This window comes from Geodermatophilus sp. SYSU D00700 (assembly GCF_054050255.1).
Window position 1 is genome coordinate 19,563 of the sequence record NZ_JBJGZA010000042.1, and the last position, 17,249, is coordinate 36,811.

Genomic DNA, 17,249 nt, shown 5'->3' on the forward strand with positions numbered 1-17,249 from the left:
CCGGCACCCGGGGCGGCCCGGGGCACCGGAGGGGGGACACGGCCATGCTCATCGACTGCGACACCTGCACCGTGCGCGGCACCGGCTGCGCCGACTGCGTCGTCACCGTCCTGCTGGGTGCGCCGCCGGCGGAGAGGGGCACCGGGCCCGTGCTGCTGCCGGTGCCGCCGGTCCCGGCCGCGCGGGCGACCGGGCCGGCCGCCGGGGACGCGGTGCCCCCGCCGCCGGGCGTGGTGGTGGAGTTCGACGACGTCGAGCGGCGCGCCGTGCGGGCGCTGGCGGAGGTCGGCCTGGTGCCTCCGCTGCGTCACCGCCCGGCGCGCGGGGAGCGTCCCGGCGGACGGCGCCGCACCGGCTGAGGCGCAGGTCGACGCCCGAACGGGTACACACCGGAGTGGCGCTACTGCTCACTGTGCGTGTTCTCACAGTCAGCAGGGGTCCCGTTTGTCACAACCTCATCACGTCCGTACTGTGACCGCGTCCGGCCGGGTGGTCGTCACCTGACGCGAGGTGACCTCGGCCGGTCACCGCCGAGTCACCGGACGCCGCCTGCGGGTGCGCGCGAGGTGAGCCGGGGACCCACCGCAGCACTGGGGTGAGTTCTCGCGTGCACCGGCCCGCCGGCGCACGCCTGATAGGGCACGTCTTCCCAGCCCGAACCCGTCAGCTAACTCGGTAGGCGGTTGCTGAGGAAGAACGGAGAGCCGCCGCCCGTGGCGACCCCCCGCCCCTGCCCGGGGCATGCCTGCGCACAGTCCACCTCCTCCGCACCCGCGACCGCCCGCGTCGCCGGCCCGCACCGCCGCTCACCGCGCCGGCTCCTCGGCCGGGTCGCGCTGGTCGGCACCGCCGCCGCCCTGACCGTGGCCCTCGTGCCCGGCACCGCGGTCGCCGACCCCGAGCGGGCCGCCACCCCCGAGCAGGCCGCCGAGCTCGCCGCCGACGCCGGCCGCCGGCTCGAGGCGGTCAGCGAGCAGGTCAACGAGGCCCGCGAGGTCCTCTCCCGCCAGCAGGCCGCCGCCGAGGCCGCCGAGCGGGCCCTCGGCGACGCCCGCTCCCGGCTGCAGGACCTCGACGGGCAGATCCGCCAGGTCGCCCGCAGTGCCTGGACCAGCAGCAACGACACCTTCGCCCAGCTGGACCTGCTGATGACCAGCGACTCGGCCGACGAGTTCGTCAGCTCGCTGGCCACCCTCGACCACATCTCCGGCCACACCACCGACGTGCTCGCGCAGGTCGGCGAGGCCGCCACCGCGGCGGAGGAGGCGCAGCGCGAGGCCGACGCCGCCCGGGCCGATGCGGAGGCCACGCTCGAGGAGCTCGACGCCCAGGAGGAGCGGCTCGAGGCCGACATCGCCGACTACGAGGCCCAGTTCGAGGCGCTGACCGAGGCCGCGCGGCAGCAGGCGCTCGCCGCCGAGGCCGAGGCCGCCGCCGACGCCGCGGCCGAGGCGGCGGCCGCAGCGGCGGCTCCCGCGGCTCCCGCGGCTCCCGCGGCTCCCGCGGCTCCCGCGGCTCCCGCGGCGGCGGCTCCGGCCGCGGCGGCTCCGGCGGCGGCGGCTCCGGCGGCGGCCGCCCCGGCTCCGGCGGCCCCCGCGGGTGGGGGTAGCGGCGCCGCGCAGGTGGCGGTGCAGACGGCGCTGGCGCAGGTGGGCGACCCCTACGTGTGGGGCGCCGGCGGGCCGAACGCCTTCGACTGCTCGGGCCTGACCCAGTACGCCTACGCGGCGGCCGGGATCAGCCTGCCGCACTCCAGCCGGATGCAGTCGCAGATGGGCACCGCCGTCTCGCGGTCGGAGCTGCAGCCGGGCGACCTGATCTTCTACTACAGCCCGGTCAGCCACGTCTCCATGTACATCGGCAACGGCCAGATGGTGCACGCCTCGACCTCCGGCGTGCCGGTCAAGGTGGTGTCCGTCGACTCGATGAGCGGCATCACCGCCATGCGCCGCATCGCCTGACGGAAGGACCCCTCCCCCCGCCGTTCGGACGCTCGCGGCGGGCCCCAGGGGGATGGCCGTTCCAGCACGTCGCCAGGGCCGGTGACCCACACGGGTCACCGGCCCTCGTCGTGGCCGGTGCCGGGTCCGGGGACCGGGGCGGCCGGGCGGGCCGGTCCGCCTAGGATCGGCCGCGTGAGCTGGGCGGGCGGGTGAACCGGACCGCCTCCCGCGCCGCCCTGCTGGTCGCGCTCGTTCTCGGTGCGGCGTTCGTGGTCGTCGTCGCCGTCCGGACGCCCTGGACGGTGCTGCCCACCCCGCCCGGTGGCGCGACGCCGCTCAGCGCCGACGCCGGGCTGCCCGCCGAGGTGGTGCGCCGGGCCGAGGCCTTCGCCGCCGCGGTCCGCCCCGCCTCGCTGGTGGGCCTGCTGCTCGGCCTCACCGTCTCGGCGCTGCTCGGCCTCACGCGCCTGGGCAGCCGGCTGGTCACCGCGGTCGGCCGTCCCGTGGGTGGGCGCTGGCCGCTCACGCTGCTCCTCGGCACGGTCGCGCTGGTGGTCGCCGGCCGGCTGGTCACGCTGCCGCTGTCGGCTTACGGCGAGGTCGTGCGGCACCGCTACGGCCTGTCGACCCGGTCCTGGGGGCTGTGGCTGCGCGACGTCGCGGTCTCCACCGCCATCGACGCCGGCCTGACCGCGCTCACCCTGCTCGCCCTGGTGTGGCTGGCCCGCCGGGCGCCGCGCACCTGGTGGGCGTGGGCGGCAGCCGGCGCGGCGGGGCTCGTGGTGGCCGGCTCGTTCCTCTACCCGGTGGTCATCGAGCCGGCGTTCAACCGCTTCGAGCCGCTGCCGGCCGGACAGCTGCGCACCGACCTGCTCCAGCTCGCCGAGGAGAGCGGCAACCCGGTCGAGGACGTCCTGGTCGCCGACGCCTCGCGCCGGACGACGCGGCTGAACGCCTACGTGTCCGGGTTCGGGTCCACCCGCCGCGTCGTCGTCTACGACACCCTGCTCGCCGACGTCCCCGACGACGAGATCGAGTCGATCGTCGCCCACGAGCTCGGGCACGTCGCCGCCGACGACGTCCTGACCGGCACGCTGCTGGGCGCCCTCGGCGCGGCCGCGGCGGTGGCACTGCTGGGGTGGCTGCTGTCCCGGCCGGCGCTGCTGCGCCGCGCGGGCGCGGACTCCGCGGGTGACCCGCGCGTGGTCCCGCTGGTGCTGCTGCTGACCGCCGTGGGCTCGCTGGTCGCCACGCCGGTGCAGAACCTGGTGTCGCGCCAGGTGGAGGCGCGCGCGGACCTGTACGCCCTCGACCTGACCGGCGACGCGCAGGCGTTCACCGCGGTGCAGCGGCGGCTGTCGGAGAACAACGTCTCCGACCCGAGCCCGCCGGTGCCGTGGCAGTGGTTCTTCGGCTCGCACCCGACCCCGGCAGAGCGGGTGGCGATGGCCCAGGACTGGCTGCGGCTGGGCGACCGGTGAGCCGCACGCTCGTCGTCACCAACGACTTCCCGCCGCGGCAGGGCGGCATCCAGACCTTCGTGGCCGCCCTGCTCGAGCGCCGCCCGCCCGACTCGCTGGTCGTGCTGGCGTCCCGGTCCCCGGGCTGGGAGGCATACGACGCGCAGCTGCCCTACCGCGTGGTCCGCCGCCCGACCGCGATGCTGCTCCCTACCCCCGCCACCGCGCGCGCCGCGGCCGGCCTGGCCGCCGAGCACGGCTGCGACACCGCCTTCTTCGGCGCGGCGGCACCGCTGGGCCTGCTCGCGCCCGGTCTGCGGGCGGCCGGCGTGCGGCACCTGGTGGGCGCCACACACGGGCACGAGACGGGTTGGGTGGCGCTGCCCGGCGCCCGGCAGGTGATGCAGCGGATCGCCGCCGGGCTGGACGTGCTGACCTGCATCAGCGGCTACACCCGCAGCCGCCTCGAGCCGGCGCTGGGCGGGCGCACGCGGCTCGCGCAGCTCTCGCCCGGCGTCGACGTCGACCGGTTCACCCCGGCCGCCGACGGGACGGCGGTGCGCCGCCGGCACGGGCTGGGGGAGTCCCCGGTGGTCGTGTGCGTGTCCCGGCTGGTCCGCCGCAAGGGACAGGACGTGCTGGTGGCGGCGTGGCCGCGGGTGCTGGAGCGCCATCCCGGCGCCCGGCTGCTGCTGGTCGGCGGGGGACCCGACGAGGCCCGGCTGCGGCGGGCGGTGACCGCACGCGGGCTGGGGACGTCGGTGGTGTTCACCGGCCCGGTGCCGCCCGCGCAGCTGCCGGAGCACTACGCCGCCGGCGACGTGTTCGCCATGCCCTGCCGCACCCGCCGCGGCGGCCTCGACGTCGAGGGGCTGGGCATGGTCTACCTGGAGGCCGCCGCGTGCGGGCTGCCGGTGGTCGCGGGCACCTCCGGCGGGGCACCCGAGACGGTGCGCGAGGGCGAGACCGGCACCGTCGTCGGGGACCCGCGCTCGCCGGAGGCGGTGGCCGCCGCCGTCACCCGCCTGCTCGACGACCCCGTCCGGGCCCGGGCGATGGGCGCGGCGGGGCGGGCGTGGGTGGAGCAGCGCTGGTCCTGGGCGACGATCGCCGCCGACTTCACTCGCCTGCTGGAACCCTGAGGCCCGCGGCGGCCCCCGTGCAGGGGCCCGCCGCGAGCTTGCGAGTGGTGGGGGGCAAAGGGGTCCTTTGTCAGCGCGCGTACAGCGCCTCGACGTCGGCGTCGAACTCCTTGATGACCACCGAGCGCTTGAGCTTCAGGCTCGGGGTGAGCATCCCGTTGTCCTCGGTGAAGTCGGTGGCGAGGACGCGGTACTTCTTGATCGCCTCGGCCTGGGACACGGCCTTGTTGGCGTCGGCGACCGCGGCGTCGAGCTCGGCCCTGATGTCGGGGTCGTCGACCAGTCGGTCGATCGGGGTGTCGGCCGGCTTGCCCTTGGACTCCAGCCACAGCGGCAGGGCCTCGGCGTCGAGGGTGACCAGCGCGGCGATGAAGGGTCGCTGGTCGCCGACGACGATGCACTGGCTGACCAGCCGGTGCGCGCGCAGCCGGTCCTCGAGGACGGCCGGGGCGACGTTCTTGCCGCCGGCGGTCACCAGGATCTCCTTCTTGCGCCCGGTGATGCGGAGGAACCCGTCGGCGTCGATCTCGCCGATGTCGCCGGTGTGGAACCAGCCCTCGGTATCGATCGCCTCGGCGGTGGCCTGCTCGTTGCGCCAGTAGCCGCGCATGACCACGCCGCCGCGGATGAGGATCTCGCCGTCGTCGGCGATGCGGAAGGACACGCCCGGCAGCGGGCGGCCCACGGTGCCGATGCGCAGCGCGTCGTCGTGGTTGACCGACGCGGCCGCGGTGGTCTCGGTCAGGCCGTAGCCCTCGTAGACGGTGACGCCGATGCCGCGGAAGAAGTGGCCCAGGCGCTCACCGAGCGGCGCGCCGCCGGAGATGGCGCCCTGGCACCGGCCGCCGAGGGCGGCGCGCAGCTTGCCGTAGACCAGCCGGTCGAACAGCGCGTGCTGGATCCGCAGCCCGAGGCCGGCGCCGCCGGTGTCCTGGGCGCGCGACCAGTCGATCGCGACCTTCGCCGCGCGGTCGAAGATCCTGCCCTTGCCGTCGGCCTCCGCCTTGGCCTTCGCGGAGTTGTAGACCTTCTCGAACACCCGCGGGACGGCGAGGACGAACGACGGCCGGAAGGCGCCGAGGTCCTCGAGCAGGTTCTTCACGTCGGGCGTGTGACCGGTGACCGTGCGGGTCTTGACCGCGCCGACCTGCAGGACGCGGGCGAGCACGTGCGCGAGCGGGATGAACAGCAGCACCGAGCCGTCCTTGCCCAGGAACCGCTGGAGCAGGGTGATCCCGTTGTCGATCTCGAACAGGAAGTTGCCGTGGGTGAGCTCGCAGCCCTTGGGCCGGCCGGTGGTGCCCGAGGTGTAGATGAGGGTGGCCAGGCTGTCGGCGTTCACCGTCGCGCGGCGGGCGGCGAGCTCGCTGTCGGGGACGCCGGCGCCCGCGGCGGTGAGGGTGGCGACGGCGTCGTCCTCGATGACGTAGAGCGGGCCGAGGTCGGGGGCCTGCTCGCGGACCGAGTCGACGGCGGCGGCGTGCTCGGCCCGCTCGACGACCGCCGCGACCGCGCCGGAGTCGGCCAGGATCCAGGCCACCTGGTCGGGGCTGGAGGTCTCGTAGACCGGGACGGTCACTGCCCCCGCGGTCCAGATGGCGAAGTCGAGCAGCGGCCACTCGTAGCGGGTCTTGGCCTGCAGGGCCACCCGGTCGCCGGGCTGCACGCCCGCGGCGACGAGGCCCTTGGCGACGCCGGCGACCTGCTCGCCGAACTCGCGCCAGGTGACGTCCTCCCACCGGCCGTTCCGCTGTACTCGCAGGCCGACGTCGTCGCCGTGCTTCTCGACGTTCTCCGTCAGCATGTCGGTGAGGGCCGCGCCGGGGCTCACCTCGGTCGTCGCCGGGACGCTGTACTCGCGCACGCTCGGTCCTTCCTCCCCGCTCGGCCGGGGGCGCCGGTGCCCGCGGTCCCGCGGCGGGACACGTCCCGCCGAATCTACCGGCTGCACCTACCCGGGAGTAGCCGTGCCCGGGCGGTCCACCCGGCGGGTGGAACCGCAACGGCTAGCCTCAGCCCATGGCCGAGCAGTCCACCCAGTCGATCGTCGTCGCGGCGCCCGCGGCCGACGTCATGGCGGTGATCGCCGACTTCGAGGCCTATCCGCAGTGGGTGAAGGCGGCCCGCACCGTCGAGGTGCTCGAGACCGGGCCCGACGGCCGTGCCCGCCGCGTGCGCTTCGTCATCGACGCCACCGTCCTCACCGACGAGTACGTCCTGGACTACACCTGGGACGCCGACCGGCAGGTCTCCTGGAGCCTCGTCCAGAGCAAGATCATGAAGCGCCAGGACGGCTCCTACACGCTGACCCGGACCGACGGCGGCACCGAGGTCACCTACCGGCTCACCGTCGACATGGCGGTGCCCATGATCGGGATGCTCAAGCGACGTGCGGAGAAGGTCATCCTCGACACCGCGCTCAAGGAGCTCAAGAAGCGCGTCGAGGGCTGAGCCCGTCGTGCGCACCCTGCTCTTCACCGGCCCCGGCGGCACCGGCACCACCACGCTCGCGGCGGCCGCCGCGGTCCGCGCCGCGCGGACCGGGCGGCGCGTGCGGCTGGTGACCGGCCAGGAGCCGCCGGCCGGGGTCGCCGGCCAGGAAGGCGTCGAGGTGGTGCGGGCCGACCCGCGGGCCGGGCTCGAGCGGCTGTGGGCCGACTGGGGCGGGCAGCTGGCGGACGTCGTCCCCGAGCTCGGCCTGCCGCCGGCCACCTCGGTGGGGCCGCTGCCCGGCGCGGGGGAGATCGCCCTGCTCGCCGCCCTCGGCCGCGCCGGGGAGGACACCGACCTGGTGGTCCTCGACGCCGGCCCGCTGGAGTCGGCGACCGCGCTGGTCGCGCTCCCGGGCGCGCTGCGCTGGTGGCTGGAGCAGGCGCTGCCTCCCCGGCTGCGGATGCTCGGCGCCGTGCGGACCGCCGCCGTCCGCGCCGGCACGCTGCGGCGGGGTGCCGCGGACGTCGCCCTCGCCGCCGTCCCCGTGCTCGAGGACCTGCTCGACCGCCTCCCCCTGGCCGATCCCGCCGCGACCGCCGTGCGGCTGGTCGCGGCGCCGCGGCCGGGCGCCGCCGCCGCGCTGCGCCGGGCCGCGACCGCGCTGGCCGTGCACGGGCAGCGCCCGGTGGGCGTGCTCGCCCGCGTGCTGCCGGACCCGCCGGCGGGCGCCGGCGGCTGGTGGGCCGCCCGGGCCGCCGAGCAGCAGGCGGCGCTGCGCGACCTGGGCGGGGTCGCACCGCTGGAGCTGGTCGCCGAGTCCGCGCAGGCACCCGCCGGCGCCGACGCGCTGGCCGCGCTGCTGCCGGACCTCCCCGACCCCGCGGGCGGGCCGGCGGCCGCGCCGCCCGCCCCCGAGCGCGTCGACGGCGGCTGGCGGCTGGCGCTGCCGCTGCCCTACGCCGAGCGTGCGGACGTGACGCTGACCCGCTGGGAGGACGACCTGGTGGTCAGCGCCGCCGGCACCCGCCGGTCGCTGCGCCTGGACGCCCTGCTGCGCCGGTGCGTGGTGACCGCGGGCAGCCTCGCCGGGCCCGGGACGGCCGGTGCGCGGCTGGAGGTCGGCTTCACCCCGGACCCGGGGCAGTGGCCGCCCGACCTGCTGGCGTCGGTCGCGACGGACACGGGCGGTGACGCGGGCAGGGACGGCGACGGCGCCAGCGGCGACACCGGCGGGCACACGACGGGGGACGAGGGGTGACGTGGTGAGCGACGGGACCGACTGGGTCGAGCAGGCCCGGCGGCTGGTGGCCGGGATCGGGCTCGACGGCCTGGGGCGGGCGGGTGCCGACACGCTCGGCGCCGGGCACGTCGCGGACGGGGACTGCCGCTGGTGCCCGGTGTGCCAGCTGGCCGCGGTCGCGCGGCGGCCCGAGGTGAGCGAGGCCCTGGCCGACGCGCTGACCAGCGCCGCCGCCGCGCTGCGGGCGTTCGCCGCCGCGGCGGCCGAGGCGCCCGACCCGGAGCCCGCGGCGAGGCCGGAGGACACGGCACCGCCGGAGGACGCCGCACCGCCGCGGCCCGCGACGCCGCGGGAGCCGTCGGCGCCGCCGGTCCAGCACATCGAGATCGGCTGAGTGACGCCCGGCACCGGCACGGCCGCGCTGCCCGCCGTGGGCGTCGACGTCGGCGGCACCAAGGTCGCCGGCGGCGTCGTCGACGCGGACGGCACCGTGCTGGCGACCGCCCGCCGGTCCACGCCGAGCGCGTCGGTGGCCGAGACCGAGGCCGCGATCGCCGCGGTGGTCGAGGAGCTCGCCGCCCGGCACGGGGAGGAGCTCGCGGCCGTCGGGGTCGGCGCGGCCGGCTGGTTCGACCGCACCGGCGACGTCGTCCTGTTCAGCCCCCACCTGGCCTGGCGGCACACCGCGCTGCGCCGCGACCTCGCCGCCCGCCTGCAGCGGCCGGTGTGGGTGGGCAACGACGCCGACGCCGCCGCCTGGGCCGAGTACCGGTTCGGTGCCGCGCAGGGGGCCGACCTGGCGCTGTGCGTCACCCTCGGCACCGGCATCGGCGGCGGGATCGTGGCCGGGGGCCGGCTGCAGCGCGGCGCGCACGGGGTGGCCGGCGAGTGGGGTCACGTGCGCGTCGTCCCGGACGGGCGGCTGTGCGCCTGCGGCAACCGCGGCTGCTGGGAGCAGTACGCCAGCGGCAGCGCCCTGGCCACCACCGCCCGCGAGGTGGCCACCCGCTCCCCGGCGGCGGCCGCGCGGCTGCTCGACCGGGTCGGCGGCGACGCGTCCCGGCTGACCGGCGAGGACGTCGCCCGGGCCGCGGCCGACGGCGACCCGGTGGCGCTGGCGCTGGTCACCGACGTCGGCGAGTGGCTCGGCCAGGGCATCGCCGACCTCGCCGCGGTCCTCGACCCCGACGTGGTCGTCATCGGCGGCGGGGTCAGCGTGCTGGGGGAGATGGTGCTGCGGCCGGCCCGCGACCGCCTCGAGCGGGTGCTGCCCGGCCGCGGGTTCCGGCCCGCGCCGCGGGTGGTCGCCGCCGCGCTCGGCGCGCAGTCCGGGCTGGTCGGTGCCGCCGACCTCGCCCGGGAGACGGCCGGCTGACCGGGCGCTAGACGACCGCGCCGTCGTCGCCGTCGTCGGTCGAGCGCTCGCGCATCCGGGAGAGGAACAGCGCCGCGCTGCCGACCAGGGCGGCCACCCCGAGCACCAGGCCGGTGTCGGTGGTCAGGCCCAGCACCCCGGGGGCGCCGACCAGCACCACGCCGGCCGCGGCCATGAGCACCGCGTACAGCGTCGAGGGGGAGGGCAGCGGCACCGGCGGCGCGGGCGGCGGCTCGTAGTGCTCCTCGTCGAGCCCGTCGTCGGCCGGGCCCTCGACGGCGTCGCCGCGGCCGTCCGCGGCCCGGCCGGCCGGCGCCGGCGTGGCGTCCTCGACCACGGTGCGCCCGTGCTCGGCCTCGTAGGCGGCCACGATCCGCGCCCACTCGGCGTCCTCGTCGAGGTCGCGGGGGGCGGCGCGCCGCTCGGCGGCCGGACCGCCCGCGGGGGCGTGCTCGTCGGCGTGCCGGTCGACCAGCGACCGGCCCTCGTGCAGCCGGGCCCGGTCGACGAACAGCCGGTCGGCCGGCGGGCTGGGCAGGAACACCGTGCGGGTGTAGGGCCCGACGTCGGCGGCCGGCTCGAGGTAGGCGGCGATGCCGGCCTCGCGCAGGACGTCGAGCAGGTGCTCGCCGACGCGCGGGTCGACGTCGCGCAGCGGTGCCCACAGGGTGGCGTCGAGGCCGTTGTCGCGCCGGCCGCGCCCGCGCCGGGGCCCGGTCACGCGGACGGCCCCACCGGGGACGCCGGGGCCGGGACGGGCGGTGCGGCCACGGGTTCCTCCTCGGCGGACGGCGGCTGGGGACGGGAGCGGGCGGGCGACGCGCGCGGCCGAGGGGCCGATTGTCGCTCGCGCGCCGGGCTCCCTAGTCTGGCAGTTCCACAGGGAGGCGTGTTGTTCTACTGGTTCCTCAAGTTCGTGGCGATCGGCCCCATCGCGAAGCTGGTGTTCCGGCCCCGCGTCGAGGGCCGTGAGCACGTGCCGGCCGGGGGCGCGGCCATCCTGGCCAGCAACCACCTCGCGGCCTCCGACTGGATCTTCATGCCGCTGTCCCTGCGCCGCCGGGTCACCTTCCTGGCCAAGGCGGAGTACTTCACCGGCCGGGGGGTCAAGGGCCGCCTGCGGCGGGCCTTCTTCTCCGGCGCCGGGCAGGTCCCCATCGACCGGTCCAGCGCCACCGCGGCCGAGGGGGCCATCCGCACCGGCATCCGGATGCTCGAGCAGGGCCGGCTGCTGGGCATCTACCCGGAGGGCACCCGCTCGCCCGACGGCCGGCTCTACCGCGGCAAGACCGGGGTGGCCCGGATGGCGCTGGAGACCGGCGCCCCGGTCGTCCCGGTGGCCATGACCTACCGGCCGCGGCGGATGCCGTTCGGCTCGAAGCTGGTCCGGGTGGGCGTGCGCTTCGGCGAGCCGCTGGACTTCTCCCGCTACGAGGGCCTGGCCGGCGACCGTTACGTCGAGCGGTCGATCACCGACGAGATCATGTACGAGATCATGACGCTGTCGGGGCAGGAGTACGTCGACGTCTACGGCGCCGCCGTGAAGACGCGGATGGACGCCACCGGCGCCAGCGCCTCCGACGTCGTCAGCCGGCTCGAGCCGCCGGCCGACGAGGCCGGGCAGCGCGCGCCGGACTCCCTGGCCGGTTAGCCGTCCGGTGCACTTCCGCGGGAGTGCACGGACCCGACCGCCCCTACGGTGGGCGGTGTGCGGCGGTTCTTCTACGACACCGAGTTCATCGAGGACGGCACGACGATCGACCTCGTCTCCATCGGCGTCGTCGACGAGACCGGCCGCGAGTTCTACGCGGTGAGCACCGAGTTCGACGAGCGCCGGGCGATCCCGTGGGTGCGCCGCAACGTGCTCGACCAGCTGCCGCCGCCGGCCGACCGCGCCTGGCGCAGCCGGCAGCGGATCCGCGACGACCTGCTCGCCTTCCTCACCGGTCCCGGCGAGGAGGTGGAGCTCTGGGCGTGGTTCGCCGCCTACGACCACGTGGCGCTGGCCCAGCTGTGGGGCCCGATGACGGCGCTGCCGCGGGCGGTGCCCCGCTTCACAAGGGAGCTGCGGCAGCGCTGGGACGACGTCGGCCGGCCCGAGCTCCCGCCCGCGCCGTCGGGGGCCCACGACGCGCTGGTCGACGCCCGCCACAACCTCGCCCGGTGGCGGGCGATGGAGGCCGCCCGGGTCCGCTGACCGGCGGTCGGCGTCAGGGGCCGAGCACGGCCTGGGTCTGGGTGACCGAGGCGACCGGGCGGCCGTCGTCGTCGGTGACCTCGGTGAGGACCACGACGGTCGAGCGGCCGACGTGCAGCGGCCGGGCGGTGGCGTGCGCGGTGCCGCCGCGGACGGCGCGCAGCAGCGAGGTGGCCGACGCGAGGGTCGACGTCGACGCGCCCGGCGGGAGGTTGAGGAAGGCGCACACCGCGCCAACCGAGTCGGCCAGCGTCATCAGCGCGCCGCCGTGCAGGACGCCGCCGGCCGTGCAGCGCTCCGGCGCCCAGGCCAGCCGGCCGACGACCTCGCCGGGAGCGGCCGAGTCGAGCTCGATCCCGGTGGTGACGGCGAAGGGCATGGCGGCGAGCAGGTCCGCGGGGTCCACGGTCCGATACTGCCTCGATCGTGGTCTCCTCGGCGGGCCGGATGTGCGGCAGGATCGGCGCTGACCTGCGGTTCGTCGCACGGGGAGGCGTGATGCGCATCGGGATCCTGACCGGCGGCGGGGACTGTCCCGGTCTCAACGCGGTCATCCGCGCGGTGGTGCGCAAGGCCACCGCCGCCGGGTGCGAGATCGTGGGCTTCCGCGACGGGTGGCGCGGCGTGCTCGAGGACGACGCCGTGCCCCTCGACCTCGCCGCCGTCCGCGGGCTGCTGCCCCGGGGCGGCACGGTGCTCGGCACCTCGCGCACCAACCCCTACGCCGTCGAGGGCGGGCCCGAGCGGGTGCTGGCCACCCTGGAGCGGCACGGCATCGACGCGCTGGTGCCGGTGGGCGGCGAGGACACCCTCGGCGTGGCGGCGAAGCTGTCGGGGTCGGGGCTGCGGGTGGTCGGCGTGCCCAAGACCATCGACAACGACCTCGACGGCACCGACTACACGTTCGGCTTCGACACCGCCGTCGGCGTCGCGATGGAGGCCATCGACCGGCTGCACACCACCGGCGACAGCCACCACCGCACGCTGGTGGTCGAGGTCATGGGCCGGCACGCCGGGTGGATCGCGCTGCACGCGGGGATGGCCGGGGGCGCCACGGTGGTGCTGGTCCCGGAGCGGCCCTTCGACGTCGACGCGGTCGTGGCGCACTGCCTGCACCGCTTCGAGTCCGGGTACTCGCCGATCGTCGTCGTCTCCGAGGGCGCGCGGCCCGCCGACGGCGAGCTGGTCACCTCCACCGGGCAGACCGACGCCTTCGGGCACGTCCGCCTGGGCGGGATCGGCGCGGCGCTCGCCGCCGTCCTCGAGGAGCGGACCGGCCGGGAGTCCCGCGCGGTGGTGCTCGGGCACATCCAGCGCGGCGGCACGCCCTCGGCCTTCGACCGGGTGCTGGCCACCCGCTTCGGGCTGGCCGCCGTCGACGCGGTCGACGCCGGGCTGTCGGGGGTGATGGTGGCGCTGCGCGGCACCGACGTCGTCCCGGTGCCGATCGCCGAGGCCACCGCGAAGCTCAAGCTGGTCCCGCTCGAGCGCTACGCCGAGGCGGAGGTCTTCTTCGGGTGACGTCCGTCGCGGGGGGACGGGTCCTCGGCCCGGCGGCGGCCCGGCCGTACCCTCGGGACGTGAACCTGCTCGAGTCTGCGCAGCTGGTCCCCGGTCTCGACCGGTGGCGGGAGCTCCCCGCCGCCCAGCAGCCGACCTGGCCCGACCGCGACGCTCTGGACGCCGTGCTCACCACGCTGGCGACCGTGCCGCCGATCGTGGCGCCCGGCGAGGTCGACGAGCTGCGCGGCCGGCTGGCCGAGGTCGCCCAGGGCCGGGCGTTCCTGCTGCAGGGCGGGGACTGCGCGGAGACCTTCGACCTCAACACCGACGCCCACCTGCAGAGCACCACCCGCACGCTGCTGCAGATGGCCGTCGTGCTCACCTACGGCGCGAGCGTGCCGGTGGTGAAGGTCGGGCGGGTCGCCGGGCAGTACGCCAAGCCGCGCTCGTCGGACACCGACGCCCTGGGCCTGCCCTCCTACCGCGGCGACATGGTCAACTCCCTCGAGCCGGTGCTCGAGAAGCGCATCCCCGACCCGAACCGGCTGGTGCGCGCCTACGCCAACGCGGCCGCGGCGATGAACATGATCCGCGCCTACGCCCGCGGCGGGCTGGCCGACCTGCACGCCGTCCACGACTGGAACAAGGACTTCGTCGCGAGCTCGCCGGCCGGCGTCCGCTACGAGGTGATCGCCCGCGAGATCGACCGGGCGCTGGCGTTCATGAAGGCCTGCGGGGTCGACGACACCGCCCTGCGCGGCGTGGAGCTCTACAACAGCCACGAGGGGCTGATCCTCGACTACGAGCGGGCGCTGGTGCGGGTGCACGAGGGCCGGGCCTACGCCTCCTCGGCGCACTTCGTCTGGATCGGGGAGCGCACCCGCCAGCTCGACGGCGCGCACGTGGAGTTCATGTCGCGGATCGCCAACCCGATCGGGGTCAAGATCGGCCCGACGACGACGCCGGAGCAGGCCACCGAGCTCGTCGAGCGGCTCGACCCCGACGGCGTCCCCGGCCGGCTGACCCTGATCAGCCGCATGGGCAACGGCAGGATCCGCGACGCCCTCCCGCCGATCGTCGAGAAGATCACCGCCAGCGGCCACCAGGTCGTGTGGCAGTGCGACCCGATGCACGGCAACACCCACGAGTCCTCGACCGGCTACAAGACCCGGCACTTCGACCGGGTCGTCGACGAGGTCCTCGGCTTCTTCGACGTGCACCGCGGCCTGGGCACCTGGCCCGGCGGCATCCACGTCGAGCTCACCGGCGAGGACGTCACCGAGTGCCTCGGCGGGGCCATGGAGATCAGCGACGAGGACCTCAACAGCCGGTACGAGACCGCCTGCGACCCGCGGCTGAACACCGGGCAGTCCCTGGAGCTGGCCTTCCTCGTGGCGGAGATGCTGCGTGGCTGACGTGATCGACCTGCGGTCGGACACCGTCACCCGTCCGACGCCGGCCATGCGCCGGGCGATGGCCGAGGCCGAGGTCGGCGACGACGTCTACGGCGAGGACCCCGCCATCCGGGCGCTCGAGGAGCGGGTCGCGGACCTGTTCGGCCACGAGGCCGGCCTCTTCGTGCCCTCCGGGACCATGGGCAACCAGATCGGCATGCGGCTGGTCTGCGAGCCCGGCCAGGAGGTGCTCTGCGACGCCGACGCGCACGTGGTCACCTACGAGATGGGCGCCGCGGCCGCGGTGTTCGGCATCTCCACCCGCACGGTGGTCTCCTCCGGCGGCCTGCTCGACGCCGACGCGCTGGTCGACCAGGTGCGCCCGCGCGGTGACTGGCACCTGACCGCCACCGCCGCCGTCGCGGTGGAGAACACGCACAACCGCGGCGGCGGGCGGGTGCAGCCGCTGGCGCAGCTGGAGCAGCTCTTCGACTGGTCCCGGGGCGCCGGCGTCGCCGTCCACCTCGACGGCGCCCGGATCTGGAACGCGTCGGTGGCCTCCGGTGTCGACCTCGTCACCTACGGGCGGCTCGCCGACACCGCGTCGGTCTGCCTGAGCAAGGGCCTGGGCGCGCCGGTCGGGTCGGTGCTGGTGGCCTCGGCCGAGCGGATCGCCGCCGCCCGGCTGTGGCGCAAGCGCCTCGGCGGGGGCATGCGCCAGGCCGGCGTGCTGGCCGCGGCCGGGCTGTACGCCCTCGACGCCCACCTCGCCCGGCTGGCCGAGGACCACGAGCACGCCCGCCTGCTGGCCAAGCGGCTCGGCGTCGACCCCGCGACCGTGGAGACCAACATGGTGGTCGTCGACGGCGTGGCCGCACCCCTGGTCGCCGAGGCGGCGAAGGCGCAGGGCGTGCTGGTGTCCCAGGTCGGCCCCCGCCGGATCCGCCTGGTCACCCACCTCGACGTCGACCGGGCCGGCATCGACCGCGCCGGCGACGTCCTCGCCGCCCTGCTCGACCGCTGACACGGCGACGGCCGCCGCCCCTGCTCGGGACGGCGGCCGTCGTCGTGCCGTGGGTCAGTAGGAGCCGAACAGCAGCCGGTTGGGCGTGCCGGCCCGCACGGCGGTGCGCGAGAGCGTCACGCGGTCGGGCGTCGCGGCCGCCGTGATCGCCCCGGCGACCGCGGCCGGCTGCGCGCCGGGGTTGGCCGACAGGTACTGCGCGGCGACACCGGCCACGTGCGGCGTGGCCATCGACGTCCCGCTGATCGTGTTGGTCGCCGTGGTGCCGGTGTGCCAGGCGCTGGTGATCGCCACGCCGGGGGCGTGCAGGTCGACGCAGGAGCCGTAGTTGCTGAACGACCCCGCCGTGTCCGTGCGGTCGGTCGCCCCGACGGTCAGCGCCGCCGCCACGCGGGCGGGGGAGTAGGAGGAGCAGGCGTCCTGGGCCACGCCCGCGTTGTTGCCGTTGCCGGCCGCGACCGCGTAGGTGACGCCGTCGGCGATGGAGTTGCGCACCGCGGTGTCGATGGCGGTGCTGGCGCCGCCGCCGAGGCTCATGTTGGCCACCGCCGGGGCGCCGGCCGGGTGGTGGGCGGTGACCCAGTCGATGCCGGCGACGACGCCTGCGGTGGTGCCGCTGCCGGTGCAGCCGAGCACCCGGACGCCGACGAGTTGCACGCCCTTGGCCACCCCGTAGGTCGTCCCGCCGACGGTGCCGGCGACGTGCGTGCCGTGTCCGTTGCAGTCGTCGGCCGAGCCGCCGTCGACGGCGTCGTAGCCCGAGACCGCCCGTCCGCCGAAGTCGGCGTGCGCGTAGTTGATGCCGGTGTCGATCACGTAGGCGGTGACCCCGGCCCCGGTCGCGGTGTAGGTGAAGGTCGTGCTCAGCGGCAGGGTGCGCTGGTCGGTGCGGTCCAGACCCCACGGTGCGTTCGACTGGGTGCCGACGGCCGTGACCACCTGGTCGCGCTCGACGGCGACCACCCCGGGCAGGTCGGCGAGGCGCGCGGCGGCGGCCTCGGGCAGCGTCACGGCGAAGCCGGTCAGCGCCGCGGTGTAGACGTGGTCGACCTGCCCGCCCAGACCGCGCGCACGCTCGGCCGCCTGGGCCGGCAGGGTGGAGCGGTCGACGGTGACGACGTAGGTGGCGCGCGGGCCGCCGTCGGGCGGTGCGGCCGCGGCGGGGCTCGCGGTGGTGCCGAGGCCGGCGGTCGCCAGGGCGGCGACGACTCCGGCGACCAGGGTGCGACGAGTGGGCAAGGACGGCTCCTCGGGAGGCTCCCCGCGGCCGGGCGGCCGCGGAGTGATACGAGCCAACGGGGTGTCGTAGATCACCGCAAGTAATGCGGCGAATGCGCAGGGTGGGCGCGGCGTGTCCTGCTCCCCGGGCGCGCCGCCGTGGGTGCCGGGCCCGCTTCCGGTCGAGATCCCGTGGTATCGACGCTCCCGGGGCCCGTGGCCGGGGGGGGGGGGGGGGGGGGGGGGGGGGGGGGGGGGGGGGGGGGGGGGGGGGGGGGGGGGGGGGGGGGGGGGGGGGGGGGGGGGGGGGGGGGGGGGGG

General features: G+C 76.6%; 17 protein-coding genes and 1 riboswitch. Of the genes, 13 read left to right on the forward strand and 4 right to left on the reverse strand.

All coding sequences use genetic code 11. The features are described 5' to 3' along the window. Positions 1-44 precede the first annotated feature (44 nt). The 4 genes from ACI79V_RS21035 to ACI79V_RS21050 all read left to right on the forward strand — a co-directional run bounded on the left by ACI79V_RS21035 (position 45) and on the right by ACI79V_RS21050 (position 4,545). Positions 45-359 (forward strand): hypothetical protein, encoded by a 315-nt coding sequence (locus ACI79V_RS21035; RefSeq protein WP_456892407.1) that lies wholly within the window; start codon positions 45-47, stop codon positions 357-359. 159 nt (positions 360-518) lie between these two features. Next, positions 519-697: riboswitch (cyclic di-AMP (ydaO/yuaA leader) on the forward strand. 16 nt (positions 698-713) lie between these two features. Then, positions 714-1,961: an NlpC/P60 family protein gene (locus tag ACI79V_RS21040; protein WP_456892409.1), complete on the forward strand. Its 1,248-nt coding sequence runs from the start codon at positions 714-716 to the stop codon at positions 1,959-1,961. A 191-nt stretch (positions 1,962-2,152) separates the two neighbouring features. After that, positions 2,153-3,424: a M48 family metallopeptidase gene (locus tag ACI79V_RS21045; RefSeq protein ID WP_456892411.1), complete on the forward strand. Its 1,272-nt coding sequence runs from the start codon at positions 2,153-2,155 to the stop codon at positions 3,422-3,424. After that, positions 3,421-4,545: a glycosyltransferase family 4 protein gene (locus ACI79V_RS21050; RefSeq protein WP_456892413.1), complete on the forward strand. Its 1,125-nt coding sequence runs from the start codon at positions 3,421-3,423 to the stop codon at positions 4,543-4,545. The genes ACI79V_RS21045 and ACI79V_RS21050 overlap by 4 nt, the downstream gene beginning before the upstream one ends. Before the next feature lie 70 nt (positions 4,546-4,615). On the opposite strand, the gene ACI79V_RS21055 is transcribed toward ACI79V_RS21050, so the two are convergent. Beyond that, positions 4,616-6,349 carry an AMP-dependent synthetase/ligase gene (locus ACI79V_RS21055; RefSeq protein ID WP_456892432.1) on the reverse strand — a complete coding sequence of 578 codons (1,734 nt, stop codon included), beginning with the start codon at positions 6,347-6,349 and terminating at the stop codon, positions 4,616-4,618. 215 nt (positions 6,350-6,564) lie between these two features. Between ACI79V_RS21055 and ACI79V_RS21060 the strand changes: the two genes are divergently transcribed. From ACI79V_RS21060 to ACI79V_RS21075, 4 genes are read left to right on the forward strand one after another with little or no spacing between them, the layout of a single operon-like run. Further along, positions 6,565-6,996 carry an SRPBCC family protein gene (locus ACI79V_RS21060; protein ID WP_456877241.1) on the forward strand — a complete coding sequence of 144 codons (432 nt, stop codon included), beginning with the start codon at positions 6,565-6,567 and terminating at the stop codon, positions 6,994-6,996. Positions 6,997-7,003: 7 nt separating this feature from the next. Continuing rightward, positions 7,004-8,236 carry an ArsA-related P-loop ATPase gene (locus ACI79V_RS21065; RefSeq protein ID WP_456892415.1) on the forward strand — a complete coding sequence of 411 codons (1,233 nt, stop codon included), beginning with the start codon at positions 7,004-7,006 and terminating at the stop codon, positions 8,234-8,236. A gap of 4 nt (positions 8,237-8,240) precedes the next feature. After that, positions 8,241-8,612 carry a hypothetical protein gene (locus ACI79V_RS21070; RefSeq protein ID WP_456892416.1) on the forward strand — a complete coding sequence of 124 codons (372 nt, stop codon included), beginning with the start codon at positions 8,241-8,243 and terminating at the stop codon, positions 8,610-8,612. Further along, positions 8,613-9,593 (forward strand): ROK family glucokinase, encoded by a 981-nt coding sequence (locus ACI79V_RS21075; RefSeq protein ID WP_456892418.1) that lies wholly within the window; start codon positions 8,613-8,615, stop codon positions 9,591-9,593. 7 nt (positions 9,594-9,600) lie between these two features. Here ACI79V_RS21075 and ACI79V_RS21080 read toward each other — a convergent pair whose 3' ends face one another. Continuing rightward, positions 9,601-10,314: a hypothetical protein gene (locus tag ACI79V_RS21080; protein ID WP_456892420.1), complete on the reverse strand. Its 714-nt coding sequence runs from the start codon at positions 10,312-10,314 to the stop codon at positions 9,601-9,603. Positions 10,315-10,482: 168 nt separating this feature from the next. On the opposite strand from ACI79V_RS21080, the gene ACI79V_RS21085 reads away from it, so the two are divergent. Further along, complete coding sequence (locus tag ACI79V_RS21085; protein ID WP_456877246.1) at positions 10,483-11,244, forward strand: lysophospholipid acyltransferase family protein; 762 nt, start codon at positions 10,483-10,485, stop codon at positions 11,242-11,244. 57 nt (positions 11,245-11,301) lie between these two features. After that, on the forward strand, positions 11,302-11,790 hold the full coding sequence (locus tag ACI79V_RS21090; RefSeq protein WP_456892422.1) for a polyadenylate-specific 3'-exoribonuclease AS: 489 nt from the start codon (positions 11,302-11,304) through the stop codon (positions 11,788-11,790). 13 nt (positions 11,791-11,803) lie between these two features. Here the strand turns inward: ACI79V_RS21090 and ACI79V_RS21095 are convergent, their stop codons facing one another. After that, on the reverse strand, positions 11,804-12,196 hold the full coding sequence (locus tag ACI79V_RS21095; protein WP_456877248.1) for a PaaI family thioesterase: 393 nt from the start codon (positions 12,194-12,196) through the stop codon (positions 11,804-11,806). 92 nt (positions 12,197-12,288) lie between these two features. On the opposite strand from ACI79V_RS21095, the gene ACI79V_RS21100 reads away from it, so the two are divergent. From ACI79V_RS21100 to ACI79V_RS21110, 3 genes are read left to right on the forward strand one after another with little or no spacing between them, the layout of a single operon-like run. Then, entirely contained in the window at positions 12,289-13,311 is a 1,023-nt protein-coding gene (locus ACI79V_RS21100) for a 6-phosphofructokinase (RefSeq protein WP_456892423.1), read from the forward strand. A gap of 59 nt (positions 13,312-13,370) precedes the next feature. Beyond that, entirely contained in the window at positions 13,371-14,708 is a 1,338-nt protein-coding gene (locus ACI79V_RS21105; RefSeq protein ID WP_456892425.1) for a class II 3-deoxy-7-phosphoheptulonate synthase, read from the forward strand. After that, entirely contained in the window at positions 14,701-15,711 is a 1,011-nt protein-coding gene (locus ACI79V_RS21110; protein WP_456892428.1) for a threonine aldolase family protein, read from the forward strand. The genes ACI79V_RS21105 and ACI79V_RS21110 overlap by 8 nt, the downstream gene beginning before the upstream one ends. Before the next feature lie 54 nt (positions 15,712-15,765). On the opposite strand, the gene ACI79V_RS21115 is transcribed toward ACI79V_RS21110, so the two are convergent. Continuing rightward, positions 15,766-16,950: a S8 family peptidase gene (locus ACI79V_RS21115; RefSeq protein WP_456892430.1), complete on the reverse strand. Its 1,185-nt coding sequence runs from the start codon at positions 16,948-16,950 to the stop codon at positions 15,766-15,768. Between the last annotated feature and the right edge of the window lie 299 nt (positions 16,951-17,249).

Coding starts and splice junctions, on each gene's coding strand:
- ACI79V_RS21100 (WP_456892423.1), top strand. CDS start 12,289: ATGCGCATCGGGATCCTGACCGGCGGCGGGGACTGTCCCGGTCTCAAC.
- ACI79V_RS21060 (WP_456877241.1), top strand. CDS start 6,565: ATGGCCGAGCAGTCCACCCAGTCGATCGTCGTCGCGGCGCCCGCGGCC.
- ACI79V_RS21055 (WP_456892432.1), bottom strand. CDS start 6,349: ATGCTGACGGAGAACGTCGAGAAGCACGGCGACGACGTCGGCCTGCGA.
- ACI79V_RS21035 (WP_456892407.1), top strand. CDS start 45: ATGCTCATCGACTGCGACACCTGCACCGTGCGCGGCACCGGCTGCGCC.